General features: G+C 61.7%; 9 protein-coding genes and 1 rRNA gene. 7 read left to right on the top strand and 3 right to left on the bottom strand.

Features of this window, described 5'->3' with window-relative positions:
• Positions 1 to 91 (top strand): 5S ribosomal RNA (rrf, locus tag ACYP01_RS12335); the annotation flags it as partial.
• A gap of 324 nt (positions 92 to 415) precedes the next feature.
• Here the strand turns inward: rrf and pdxR are convergent.
• The gene (pdxR, locus tag ACYP01_RS12330) at positions 416 to 1,807 is read right to left on the bottom strand and encodes a MocR-like pyridoxine biosynthesis transcription factor PdxR (RefSeq protein WP_459680224.1); all 1,392 of its coding nucleotides are present in this window, start codon (positions 1,805 to 1,807) and stop codon (positions 416 to 418) included.
• A gap of 50 nt (positions 1,808 to 1,857) precedes the next feature.
• Between pdxR and ACYP01_RS12325 the strand changes: the two genes are divergently transcribed.
• From ACYP01_RS12325 to ACYP01_RS12310, 4 genes are all read left to right on the top strand, one after another.
• Complete coding sequence (locus ACYP01_RS12325; RefSeq protein ID WP_459680222.1) at positions 1,858 to 2,316, top strand: carboxymuconolactone decarboxylase family protein; 459 nt, start codon at positions 1,858 to 1,860, stop codon at positions 2,314 to 2,316.
• A gap of 740 nt (positions 2,317 to 3,056) precedes the next feature.
• A complete protein-coding gene (locus tag ACYP01_RS12320) occupies positions 3,057 to 4,391 on the top strand; it encodes a hypothetical protein (RefSeq protein WP_328599796.1) in 1,335 nt (444 codons plus the stop codon).
• Positions 4,392 to 4,520: 129 nt separating this feature from the next.
• Complete coding sequence (locus ACYP01_RS12315) at positions 4,521 to 5,219, top strand: class F sortase (protein WP_064688680.1); 699 nt, start codon at positions 4,521 to 4,523, stop codon at positions 5,217 to 5,219.
• Positions 5,220 to 5,296: 77 nt separating this feature from the next.
• A complete protein-coding gene (locus tag ACYP01_RS12310) occupies positions 5,297 to 6,094 on the top strand; it encodes an SDR family NAD(P)-dependent oxidoreductase (RefSeq protein WP_047269707.1) in 798 nt (265 codons plus the stop codon).
• A gap of 14 nt (positions 6,095 to 6,108) precedes the next feature.
• Here ACYP01_RS12310 and ACYP01_RS12305 read toward each other — a convergent pair whose 3' ends face one another.
• Positions 6,109 to 7,230: a GGDEF domain-containing protein gene (locus tag ACYP01_RS12305; RefSeq protein ID WP_459680219.1), complete on the bottom strand. Its 1,122-nt coding sequence runs from the start codon at positions 7,228 to 7,230 to the stop codon at positions 6,109 to 6,111.
• Between the two features lie 175 nt (positions 7,231 to 7,405).
• Between ACYP01_RS12305 and ACYP01_RS12300 the strand changes: the two genes are divergently transcribed.
• Together ACYP01_RS12300 and ACYP01_RS12295 are read left to right on the top strand one after the other, a co-directional pair.
• Positions 7,406 to 8,050 (top strand): GntR family transcriptional regulator, encoded by a 645-nt coding sequence (locus ACYP01_RS12300; protein ID WP_007727164.1) that lies wholly within the window; start codon positions 7,406 to 7,408, stop codon positions 8,048 to 8,050.
• The gene (locus tag ACYP01_RS12295; RefSeq protein WP_459680215.1) at positions 8,050 to 9,324 is read left to right on the top strand and encodes an MFS transporter; all 1,275 of its coding nucleotides are present in this window, start codon (positions 8,050 to 8,052) and stop codon (positions 9,322 to 9,324) included. Before ACYP01_RS12300 ends, ACYP01_RS12295 begins: the two co-directional genes overlap by 1 nt.
• A gap of 45 nt (positions 9,325 to 9,369) precedes the next feature.
• Here ACYP01_RS12295 and ACYP01_RS12290 read toward each other — a convergent pair.
• Positions 9,370 to 10,780 (bottom strand): flotillin family protein (locus ACYP01_RS12290; RefSeq protein ID WP_459680212.1); only part of this gene is annotated, 1,411 nt, incomplete at its 5' end.

Genomic DNA, 10,780 nt, shown 5'->3' with positions numbered 1-10,780 from the left:
GCCCGGTCCCATTCCGAACCCGGAAGCTAAGCCCTTCAGCGCCGATGGTACTGCACTCGACAGGGTGTGGGAGAGTAGGACACCGCCGAACACACATTAGAGAAGCCCCCCAACCAGTACTGGTTGGGGGGCTTTCTCGTACCCAAAACACCCCACCCCGCCAACACCCGAAAGCACCCCCGCCGCCGGCACCCCCGACTTCGAGCGAACGGCCCTTTCGTCGCCTCAGATCGACCCAACGCACCGTTCACACGATCAAAGGGGCGGGCACGCCGCCGACTCACCACCCCGTCCGGGACCGAGCGAACGACACGCTCACCCTCTTGGGCGAGGGGAACGGTACGTTCACTCCATCAGGGCAGGGCAGGGCAGGGCAGGGCAGGGCAGGTGAGCGGATGCGCAGGGCCGGCAGGCGTTATCGCAGAGCCGCCTGCAGCACCTCGCAGAGCACGTCCAGCGTCCTCGAATACTGCGACTGCGTCGGCGTGCTGTAGCCGACGACGATGCCGTCACCGCCGACTGACGACACGTCGGGATGTCGGAAGACCGACAGCCCTTCGAGCCCGAGATCGCGCGCCTGGGCCGCTGCAAGAACAGATTGTTCGGTGCCGGAGGGCAGACGGATCACAGCGTGAAGTCCCGCGGAGATCCCCTCGACCCTGACCTGGGGTACTTGCTGCGCAAGTGTCGCGACCAGTTGATCGCGTCGTCGTCGGTACGAGGTGCGCATCTTTCGAATATGGCTGTCGAATCTTCCGGATTCGATGAAGTCCGCCAAGGTCAATTGATCCGTTGAACTTACCCAGCGTTCGTAGGGTCCCTTTGTTGCGAGGACAGGTTCGATCAGCCTGTCCGGCAACACCATCCATCCGATGCGAATGGCCGGCGACAGTGTCTTGCTGACAGTGCCCAGGTACGCAACGTGCTGCGGTGCGATTCCTTGGAGTGCACCGACAGGTTTTCTGTCGTAACGGAATTCGCCGTCGTAGTCGTCCTCGATGATGACGCCGCCCGTAGTCGTGGCCCATTCGAGAGCGGTCGCGCGCCTCGCCGGTGTGAGGGGACCGCCGAGAGGGAACTGATGGGTCGGCGTCAGCAGAACACTTTCAGCAGATGTAGACGCCAATTCGTCTGTGCAAGTGCCTGATTCGTCAACCGATATGGGAACTGTCAGCAGCCCTTCGTCGGCGAGCAACTGCCGGTGCAGGTGAAGGCAGAAAGCGTCGACCGCAATCGTTCCTCCGAGTGCGCGGGCAAGGAGGGAGATCCCGTGACCCGAGCTGGCACTGATCACAATGCAGTTCGGATCGACGCGAACGCCTCTGGTGCGGCTCAGGTATGTGGTGAGGGCGTTTCGGAGTTCGACTCGGCCTCTGGGATCAGTAGTCGCGAACGCGTCAGTCGGCGCGGTGGTCAAAGCACGTCTGGCGGACGAAATCCATGCAGTGCGGGGAAACGCCGACGCGTCGGGCGATCCAGGGAGAAGACTGTAGGTCCAGCGTCGTCGAGTCGGTGATGGCTCGACCTCGCGGGTGTGTGTGCTGGCGAGCGTGGCGACCAGGGTCCCGGAACCAGGCCGTGTGACAAGCCACCCAGCTGCGGCGAGTTCGGCATAGCAGTCCGCAACGGTGTTTCGGGCAACTCCGAGGTCGAGCGCGAGGGTGCGGGAAGGTGGGAGTCTGGTGCCGGGCTTCAGCAGTCCACTGTCGATCGCGTCGCGAAGGGTCTGAAGCAGTGCAGCGCGAACCCCGATTCCCTGTGGCAGCTCGATATGTAGATCGAACCCAAGATTGGCCCACGAATTCACCACCGGATTGAACCATGTTTCCGGGTCTTTCCGGGATTACCGTTTGAGTTATGACTACAGCAACAGGACAAAGACTGGATATCGCAAAGCTGGCGCCCGAGGTCTACAAGGCGATGATTGCGTTGGATGCCGCTGCACGCAAGGGGCTGAAGCCGACGCTCGTCGAGCTGGTCCTCACGCGTGCGTCGCAGCTGAATCATTGCGCATGGTGCCTGGACATGCACACTCGCGACGCACGAAAGGTCGGCGTGACGGAGCAGAAGCTCTACCTACTGAACGCGTGGGAAGAAGCGCGAGGGATGTACTCCGATCGTGAACGTGCCGCGCTCGCCTTGACCGAGGCCGTGACAGTCCTCACCGACGGTTTCGTTCCGGACGAGGTGTACAGCGAGGCTGCCGGCGAATTCTCGGACGTGGAACTGGCTCAGCTCATCAGCGTCATTTTGACGATCAATGCGTGGAATCGCATTGCGGTTACCACGAGGAAGGCGCCTCCGGTCCGAGACTGATCCGAGGCCGTGCTCCGCTCTCCGGCAGGGCAGATTTCCGCCGTCGGAGATCTGGGTAATCGCCGCAAAGAGGACCAAAAGATTGGTTCAGGGTGTGAACAAAACCAACAGATTCTTTGAATGTGAGGCAAATCACACAATGTGAGTGGGGACTGTTCTGGGGGAATCTACAAGTTGCCCGAATCCCGACAAAGCAGTCTCGGTTGGAAGTTTCCGGCGAAGGGGTCCGCATAGCGGGCCTCTTCTTTTGCGCGCGAGCTGAAAACGCCCCTTCCTGTGAGTTTCCCCAGAATGTCCAAGTTACCGACTGGCTAGCGTTGGCGAAATGTCGGGAACGTCGCGGTTGGATGAGCAGATTTTGGGGGGATCGCGATTGTTGTGCGGTTGGACAAAGGTTCAGTCACCTTCATGGCTAACTCGTCATCCGAATGTCCAAGCTGCGCCCTGAGCGCTCGATGATTGGGTGATCTTTCTTGAAACATGCACTACATTGCCATTCAGTAACTGGTTGATTGCCAAAAGTGATCGGCTGATCCTCTCGGAAGTGAGCGCTGGGTGGCGTGGTATTGGGAATCCAGGCAACCGTCCCGCTACCGAAATGTCTTGAAAGGGAAGCTTTGATGACTGTGTCTGGTTCACGGCGTAGGCCGCTTGTTCTCCGGCTCTCGCTAACTGCAGCTATTGCCGTAACGGTCGCCGGTAGTAGCGTTGCTTTTGCTTCGCCAGCTGTGTCCGCGCCGATGCCGGTGCGAACCGCGGCCGCTCCGGCGTTCACCGCCGGGTTGTGTGAGGGCACCGAGTACACGCCCTCGGAGCAGATGCTCGACATCTCCGGCATTCGGCTGGATCACTACAACGACGGCAACATCGTGCCGATGTACGGCACCACCGATCGGGGTACCTCGGCCGCGGTGGATGCTCCGGTCTGCGGTGTCCGCGACGTCGACGGAATTGCGAAGTCGGAATGGATGTACTGCACGGACTTCGATCTCGATCCGTGTGCCGGTGTCGACGAGAACGGTTTGCCGGTTGACAAGCACAACGACGAGATGGGTGCGACGGTGCCGTCTTCGGGCAATCCCGATCTGTCAGCCGACGATCTCGCTGTCATCAGTTGGTTGCTGCAGAATCCCGCCAAACTCGACGGTGTCGTTTCGGGAAATGGCAGCGAGGATGCACGTTCGGCGCGGCAGACGCTTGTGTGGTGTGTCTCGGACTACGACAATCCGCTGATGGCCGATTTCAAAAGCCTGTGCGACAGGAACATCGGAGACGACGAGCGAGCTCGCATCGTCGAGATCATGAACGTCACGCAGACGCTCGACCTCGTTCGCAAGACACCCGCGACGGGGACTCTGAAGGCCGGCGAGACTGCCGTTTTCACCCTGAATACGAATATGTACCGGAAGCCGATCACTGTTCAGTCCTCGGCGGGCACCGAACTGACCGTCTGTGGTGACAACGCCAAGGCGACGTTGTCTGCAAATCAACTGACGGTCGACGGCCGCGGCGACGCACCGACTGCTGTTGATCTTTGCCTCACCGCTGCGGCCGGCGGGGACTACTCGGTGACTGCAAGCGTCATTCCGGATTCGGTCGAGAACCTGCACTGGAACACGGCAGGCGCACAGTGCCAGATCTTCGCGTCGTTCGACACCGTTCGGCCGGCTTCGATGAATGCATCTGCCAGCGTCGGATATGCAGCAGCACCCACGACGACACCGGCAACGAGCACGCCGGCAACAACGACACCGGCAACGACCACACCGGCCACCACGACGCCTGCAACCCCGGTCGTTCCGATCGTGCCGATTGTTCCGATCGTGCCCATCGTGCCCATCGTGCCGATTGTGCCTGTAGTTCCGGGTGCACCTGTTCCGTCGCAGCCGGTTGCAACTCCCGCAACTCCGGCGCCGTCGGCTCCGAAGCCGGCCACTGGCCCCCGCCCGGTTGCCATCGACGGTGGTGCTGCTGAACAGAATTCAGGCCGCAACGTCGCCGTCGCAGTGACGGGCCTCGGGCTTGTCGGAATGGCTGCTGCCGGAGCAGTTGCTCTCCGCCGCAAGCGATCCTGACACCAGGCACGTGTAGTAGACGTCGGCACCGATCACGCTTCGTGTGATCGGTGCCGACATTGATCAGACGCAGGGGGCGTCAATTCGCACGAGGTGCCGGGGGCGCCTCATCCCGCAGGAGACAGTTCGATGACCATGTACGAGTCGGATCCCAATCCATCCAATCCATACGACGATCCCAACCACGATCAGCCCGCGAGTCCAGGCAAAGGGCGTCGTGTCGCGTTCATTCTGGCTCTCATCGCGGTGTTGGCCGCCGGTGCTTCCATGGCCTTCGTCGGCCTGCGATCCTCCGATGGCGATGCTGCGATCCCGCCGAGTCCGGGAGTTGTCATGTCGCACTCCGCGAATCCGGCAACGCCTACGGATGCGTTGATGACTCCCAACACCCTTTCGCTCGACCCGGTCGGTGTTCAGGCGCCGATCGTGGACGCCACCGTGCCGGAAGGAGTTCTCACTCCGCCGGAGAACGTCAAGAACGTCGGAATCTGGCTCGACGGTGCATCTCTCGATTCCGCCACCGGCACGACCTTGATTGCCGGACACGTCAATCTGACCGGCCAGGGTAACGGCGCGCTGTTCGACCTGGGCACGATCGAGCCGGGTGAAGTGATCCGTACATCCGACGCGACGGGTAAGAGCACGTCGTGGAAGGTGACTGCAGTGACGACGCGCCCGAAGGCCGATGGTGTGGAGGAAAGCGTGCTGGCCGGCCCGGAAGGCCCTCGTAAGTTGGCAGTCGTAACCTGCGGCGGCGAACTGCAATTCGAGGACGGTGTGGGCAACTACGCCGACAACGTCTACCTGTACGCGGATCTGATGGTCTGAGACACAGGAATGATTCCGACGGTCCCCGATCCCTCTTCGTAGAGATCGGGGACCGCCTGTTGGATAGTGTCGCAGGTATGGATCTTCACTTGTCTGGAAAGCGTGCGATCGTTGCCGGTGGTAGCAAGGGGATCGGTCTGGCAATCGCCAGAGGTCTGGCCGCTGAAGGGGTCGACATCGCGATACTCGCGCGCACTGAGCGAACCGTCGTAAGCGTTGCACGAGATTTGGTTTCGGAGTTCGGAATTCGTGCGATCGGAGTCGTGACGGATACGCGAGACGACGACGCGGTTCAGGCGTCGGTGCGGCAAGTAGTAGAGGAGTTCGGCGGCGTCGACATTCTGGTCAACTCCGCAGCGACTCCGTTCAGCGCCGGAAAGCCGACGGATTTCGAGGCGACCACAGACGACGTCGTGCGAGACGAAGTCGAAGTGAAAGTGCTCGGCTACCTGCGCACTGCGCGTGCTGTAGCGCCGTATCTGATCGATCAGGGTTGGGGTCGGATCATCAACATCAGCGGTTTGGGTGCCAGACAGGCAACCTCGATCGCCCACACGATCCGCAACGTCAGTGTGTCTGCGCTGACCAAGAATCTTGCAGACGAGCTGGGCCCCAAGGGAATCAACGTCACCGTCGTCCATCCGGGCGTGACGCGGACCGAGAGGTTGACCGCGCGGATTGCGCGCGAGTCGGAAGAATCCGGCCGCTCGCAGGCTGAGGTGGAGCGGGGTATCGCGACGAATTCGATACACCGGATCATCGACGCCGAAGAGGTAGCCGATGTCGTGACCTTCCTGGCATCGCCGCGAAGCATCGCGATCACCGGTGACGCAGTGGCAGCGGGTGGAGGAGTGCCAGGGCCGGTCTACTACTGAAATTGTGCGTACTGCTACCTGCCGGCGGTGGTGACGATCGTGTGAACGCGTCCGCCGCCGAGTCTCTTGCTTTCGTACATCGCCGAATCGGCGACTTTCTGCATGTCCGTGAACGCTGCTGCGCGGTCTTCTCCGGCGACGAATTTGTGGGTACGCACGGCGATTCCGATGCTCGAAGTCGACGGTATCTCGTCGGTATTCGAGTGCATTGCCGGTCCGATCGAGTTGAGCATCGGTCCGATGGCTGGCACGGAAAGTCTTTGGACGAGGATGAATTCGTCGCCACCGACCCGCGCGACGACAGCATCGGCGTGTGCCCAGGCGGATAACCGCTGCGATACCCGGAGAATGATGCGATCGCCGACGTCGTGGCCGTGCACGTCGTTGATCGTCTTGAACCGGTCGATGTCGATCGCGATCGCGAGTAGTGCCGCAGATTCTTGACGCTGGAACCCCTCGAGTACCTTCTCGACGTGGCGGTCGAGGCCACGACGGTTCAAGAGGCCGGTGAGAGGATCGAGGTCGGAACTGGAAGCATCCATGCTGAGCATCGTCAGCACGATCTGCGAGATGAATGCGCAGACCACCAACGCGGTGATGACGACCAGTACTTTCGAAACACCAAGGGCTGGATCGCGATCCGGCCCGAACAGAATTGGCTGCGCAGCCACCGCGATCACAAGAAGCGAAAAAGCTATGTGCGCGATCTGCAACTTCGGGTTGTGGAAGTAGGCGATGTAGATGCCGACCAGAGCAAAAATGACACAGGTGAGCAATCGTGCGAGCTGGGAGGAATCTCCAACGACGGAGATCGTGACCGCGATGTCGCAGAAGACCACGAAACCGAACGAGCGACGCTTTGTGGGGCCGAAGACCCACCATGAGACTCCGACTACGAAGCACGAGATCACGACAACAGTATTGAAGAACAGCGCAATCGTGCTTGTCGGACCGGCAGGGCTGAATCTGTTCAGTAGTGCGCACACTCCCAGTCCGATGACAATGATGCCAAGTAATAGCCGGGTGGCGGTCGTGAGGCCGTTGTCGCGGAGATAGCGAGTGAAGCGGTCGTATTGATCGGGAAGAATCAACCACTCGCGGGTCAGCGTCCTCATCGACTTCATCTGCGATGTCATGAGTGCATCAGTCTTCGAAGGCTGGAGCGTGCGCCATTCATCGCGAACTGATTCCTCTTCTGTCTGGCACCTTGCAATGCTAACTGGATCGATGCCGCATCGGACCGAGATGTTCGGATCGGTGACCCGGATGTCTGCGTTGCGCCAGCGTGGAGTATAAATACATCTTGTGTCTATGTTGTATTCCGCTTCCGAAACCGTCTTCCGCGAAGTCAAGGAGCTGATCCTTTCCGGCGAGCTCGCCGGCGGGGAGCTGATCAGTGAGGGTGACATCGCTGCACGGACCAATGTGAGCCGAACGCCGGTGCGTGAGGCGTTTCTGCGTCTCGAATCGGAAGGTTGGATGCGCCTCTATCCGAAGAAGGGGGCGCTGATCGTCCCGGTCGCGGATGGGGAAGCGGAACACGTAGTCAGTGCCAGACAGCTCGTCGAGACTCAGAGCGTTCGAGTGGTGTCGGTCCGACCGCACGCACGGGAAGCGCTTGTCGCAGCGTTGCGCGCGAATCTGATCGAGCAACGTGAGATTGCTGATCGCGGGGACGTGGCCGCGTTCAGCGCAATCGATGCAGACTTCCACAAGATGATCGTTGCCGCCGGTGGGAACCCTTTGCTCGACTCGTTCTACGCGAGTCTGCGCGACAGGCAACGACGGATGACAGCCCGGTCGATCTCACGCGACCCTGGCCAACTCTCGCGCATCCTTGCCGATCACACCGCGCTTACCGACCTCGTCGACACAGGCGATGCCGACGGATACAACACTGCCGTCCTCACACACATGCGCCAGGTCCACGGCCTCGGCTTCGAAGGAACTCTGTGATGAGCACCCAAACGATCGGCGCTGGGACCGCGGCCGAAACTCGTCTCGAGGGTGAACGCCTCTCCGGCGGAAAGTGGCTGTGGCTGACCGTTGCCGCCAGTATGTTCGCCGCTGCCTGGGGCGGAAACGAATTCACCCCACTGCTGGTGATGTACCGACTCGACCACGGCTATTCGCCGGTGATGGTCGATTTCTTCCTCTTCGCCTACGTCGTCGGAATTGTGCCGGCCCTGCTGCTCGGCGGCCCGCTGTCCGATCGATTGGGTCGACGCCCGATCATGCTCCCCGCGCCGATCATCGCGATCGCCGGTTCGACGCTGCTCGCTTTCGGGGCGGACTCCGCCGCTGCTCTCATCCTGGGAAGAATCCTCTGTGGCATCGCCTTGGGGATCGGTATGGCCGTCGGCGGCTCCTGGGTCAAGGAGTTGTCCACGCAACCTTGGGACCCGACGGCGTCGGAAGGCGCAGGTGCTCGGCGAGCAGCGATGAGTCTGACCGCGGGCTTCGCCTTGGGAGCGGGTGCTGCGGGAATCTTGGCGCAGTGGGCGCCCATGCCGAGTGTGTTGGCGTACGTGCTGCACATCGCGATCACCGTCCTCGCCGCCATGGCGCTGTGGCGTGCGCCCGAAACACGACCGGCACAGGCGAAATCCGACCGTCGCAGGTTGATCGACGACCTCAAGATCCCCTCGGCAGGTCACCGCAGATTCCTCTACGTCGTCGTTCCGTTGGCGCCGTGGGTGTTCGGTGCCGCCAGTGTCGCGTATGCAGTTATTCCGGCGCTCATGACCGGGCACAGTGGCGATGCGCCCGTGGCCTTTTCGGCTCTGCTGTGCATGGTCGCGCTGACATGCGGATTCGCGATTCAGTCGTTGGGGCGCAAGATCGACACCGACCGCAGTGCTCGTGGCGCCGTTGTGGCTCTGGTGTTTCTGGTGGTCGGTATGGCCGGTGCTGCTCTGGTTGCGTCGACGCTGACCGTGGCGATCGCGATCGTGGCTGCAGCGATCCTCGGTTGCGGGTACGGCATGGCACTGGTGTCCGGGTTGCTGGAGATCCAGCGAATCGCGGGGCCGGACGATCTGGCAGGATTGACCGCGGTGTTCTACTCGATCACCTACATCGGGTTCGCGGTGCCTGCGTTGCTGGCGATGCTGTCGGAAAGCGTTCCGGCACTGAGCTACACGGTGACTCTGCTGTTCGGATCAGCCGCCGCCGCTGCCTGCTTGATTCTGATTCTCTTCAAGTCGCGTTCACATCTTCCGAGCGCGTGAAGCCGGCCCGCCGACTCCTGCGAGAGTCGGCGGACCGGGGCGAAATCACGCGTCTACGGTTGCGGAACCGTTTTCCGAATTGTGGACCGAATTGTGTACCGAACCAGCCGGAACCGATGCGGTCTTGTTCAGGCCGTTGAGCAAACCGGTGATATCGACGCCTGAGCTTTCGAGAGTTTCGATGACACCGGCAATCACCTGGGGACTGATGCCCAGGATCGAGCCGATCGAACCCTGCGCCCCGTCGCTTCCGCCGACGATGGAGATCCGATCGATGTCGCCGACCGGCTTCGCTGCTGCTGCGGTGGCGTCGACCAGTGCTGCCAGAACGTCAGGCAGAGTGAGCAACTGCGCGGCCTGCGGGGTGTAGGAATTGAGCGCCTCGGCGATCTGACGCTTACCGGCAGCCTCGGCTTCGAGCTTGGCGCGCAAACCATCCGCTTCGGCCTGCTGTTCGGCGCGAACGGCGTCGGCCGCTACCTTGCGGCCGTCAGCTTCGGCTTCCAGACGTGCTCGAAGGCCGTCGGCATCAGCCTGCTGCTCGGAGCGAACAGCGTCGGCGACGAGCTTTCGTGCATCGGCCTGAGCCCCGCCGGCCTGCCTTGCTGACTCGGCCTGTGCCTGGGCGCGGAGGATCGCGGCCTGTCGCTCACCCTCTGCGCGTGCGATGGAGGCTTGGCGTTCGGCCTCGGCCGGTGCAATGACATCTGCCTGCAATGCCGCTTCCGATTGCTGGGCGCGACGACGCTCGACCTCGGTGCGAGCTTCGACGCGGGCCGCCTCGGCCTGCTCACGTGCGATGCCGACGGCCTTCTCGGCCGTTGCCTGCGCGAGTGGTCCGGCCTGGTCGGCTTCGGCGTTCTCGGCTTCGGTCTGTGCTCGAAGGCGAGCGAGTTCGACGTCGCGCTTCTGATTTGCACTCGCGATCGCAGTGTCGGCCTCGGCCTGTGCGACGGAGCCTGCCTGTCGCGCCTTTGCCGACTGGATCTGCGAATCACGCTCTGCTTCAGCAGTTCCGATCGCGGCATCACGTTTGACCTCGGCGATGCGGCGCTGACCGAGCGATTCGAGGTAGCCGTTGAAGTCGGAGATTCCCGCGATCTTGATGACATCGACTTCCATGCCGATGCGTGCGAGGTCGCCGCCTGCCTCCTCGACCACGCTGCGTGCGAGCGAATCGCGGTTGGAGTTCAGATCCTCGACCGTCATGGTTGCGGTGATTCCGCGCAGGCTGCCGGCGAGGATTTCGTTGATCTGCTGCTGGAGTTCGTCCAGGTCGGAGGTCAGGAATCGTTGCACCGCTGTCTGAACCGCTTCGTCGGCGGAACCGATTCGTACCAGGCCGACTGCCTCGACGTTGACCGGAACACCGTCGTTGGAGAGCGCATTCTTGAGATTGATGCTGACGTTGAACGGCTCGAGCGACATGATGTCGACGCGTTCGATTCCCGGAATC

The sequence above is a fragment of the Rhodococcus sp. no. 34 genome (genome assembly GCF_054589475.1).
This window is presented reverse-complemented; position numbering and strand designations above follow the sequence as displayed.

What these genes read in the sequence shown, in the direction of transcription:
- ACYP01_RS12310 (WP_047269707.1), top strand. Translation starts at nt 5,297, where the DNA reads ATGGATCTTCACTTGTCTGGAAAGCGTGCGATCGTTGCCGGTGGTAGC.
- ACYP01_RS12315 (WP_064688680.1), top strand. Translation starts at nt 4,521, where the DNA reads ATGACCATGTACGAGTCGGATCCCAATCCATCCAATCCATACGACGAT.
- ACYP01_RS12300 (WP_007727164.1), top strand. Translation starts at nt 7,406, where the DNA reads ATGTTGTATTCCGCTTCCGAAACCGTCTTCCGCGAAGTCAAGGAGCTG.
- ACYP01_RS12295 (WP_459680215.1), top strand. Translation starts at nt 8,050, where the DNA reads ATGAGCACCCAAACGATCGGCGCTGGGACCGCGGCCGAAACTCGTCTC.
- ACYP01_RS12320 (WP_328599796.1), top strand. Translation starts at nt 3,057, where the DNA reads ATGCCGGTGCGAACCGCGGCCGCTCCGGCGTTCACCGCCGGGTTGTGT.
- ACYP01_RS12325 (WP_459680222.1), top strand. Translation starts at nt 1,858, where the DNA reads ATGACTACAGCAACAGGACAAAGACTGGATATCGCAAAGCTGGCGCCC.
- ACYP01_RS12305 (WP_459680219.1), bottom strand. Translation starts at nt 7,230, where the DNA reads ATGACATCGCAGATGAAGTCGATGAGGACGCTGACCCGCGAGTGGTTG.